The organism is Rhodococcus jostii NBRC 16295, assembly GCF_001894825.1.
Classification (GTDB): Bacteria; Actinomycetota; Actinomycetes; order Mycobacteriales; family Mycobacteriaceae; genus Rhodococcus_F; species Rhodococcus_F jostii.
Genome location: NZ_BCWY01000240.1, coordinates 1 through 1,282, shown reverse-complemented (window position 1 = coordinate 1,282; position 1,282 = coordinate 1). Strand labels below are relative to the sequence as shown.

Sequence of the window (1,282 nt, the reverse complement as noted above, 5' to 3'; positions counted from 1 at the left end):
TGTCTGTGCTCAGGACATCGCGAACACTTGATGTCTCAGGACATCGTGAACACTGAGCAGCTCGTCCCTGAGATCCTCGGGGATGAGCGGAACAGGGTTTTCGATGGATCCAGAGTTTGTGTCCGCGATCGTCCGGCTGGCACGAGGCGACAAGGTCAACGTCGCCGCGTTCTGCCGAACCCACGAGATCTCGCGGACAACGTTCTACAAATATGTCGCCCGATTCACCGCCGAGGGTGCCGACGGGTTCACCCGGCGCTCCACCGCCCCGCACACCTGCCCGACCCGAACGTCGGCGGCGTTGTGCGAGGCGGTGCTCCGCGCCCGCAAGGACCTCGACGCCGCAGGACTCGACAACGGACCCCAGAGCATCTCCTGGAGGCTCGAGAGCCTGGGGTTCGATCCGTTCCCGTCCCGGGCGACGGTGTACCGGATCCTGGTCGACCACGGCCAGATCGTCGCGCAACCGCACAAACGCCCCAAATCCAGGCGACGGTTCGAGTACGCCGACCCGGGCGGGCTGTGGCAGATCGACGGCATGGAGCACTACCTGTCCACCGGTGAGAAGGTATGCGTGCTGCAGATACTCGACGACCATTCCCGACTGGACGTGGGCAGCTGCGCGGCCACCACCGAGAACGGTGCCGAGGCATGGCGTTCGCTCGAGCAGGCCTTCGCCGGCTACGGGCTACCGGTGCGGGTGCTCTTCGACAACGGGAAGGCGTTCTCGGCCAAGCATCGCGGTGGGACCTCCGCACTCGAACGCACCCTCGCCGGCCTCGGGGTGCACACGATCACCTCGTCGGTGTATCACCCCCAGACCTGCGGAAAGAACGAACGGGTACACCAGACCCTGCAGAAATGGTTACGCAAGCAACCCGCACCGGACACCCTCGACGAACTGCAGGCCCTGCTCGACCAATACCGGGAGGTCTACAACAACCGCCGACATCAGAGCCTGGCGGGCCGGACACCGCAGCAACGGTACGACGACACACCGACCGTCGCAGCCACTCCCGAACCCAAGATCCGGTCCGGGCAGGCCACCCGGTCGGTCTCACACACCGGCATCGTCCAGTTCGACGGCCACGCGATCTCCCTGGGCAGAGAGTGGGGAGACCAGAGGGCGATACTGCACTGGCGAGGCGACGACGTCACCGTCATGGTCGGCGACGTCGTTGCCCACACACTCACCCTCAACCGATCAGTAAAATTCCAACCACTGACAGAACTGTCCACGAAGTCCTGAGACAGATGTGTTCACGAAGTCCTGAGACAGCAC

1 protein-coding gene is annotated in these 1,282 nt (G+C 64.2%); it reads left to right on the top strand.

Annotated elements, in window-relative coordinates:
* The first annotated feature begins 103 nt into the window (after positions 1-103).
* Complete coding sequence (locus RJ1_RS44955; protein WP_073371171.1) at positions 104-1,249, top strand: IS481 family transposase; 1,146 nt, start codon at positions 104-106, stop codon at positions 1,247-1,249.
* Positions 1,250-1,282 lie beyond the last annotated feature (33 nt).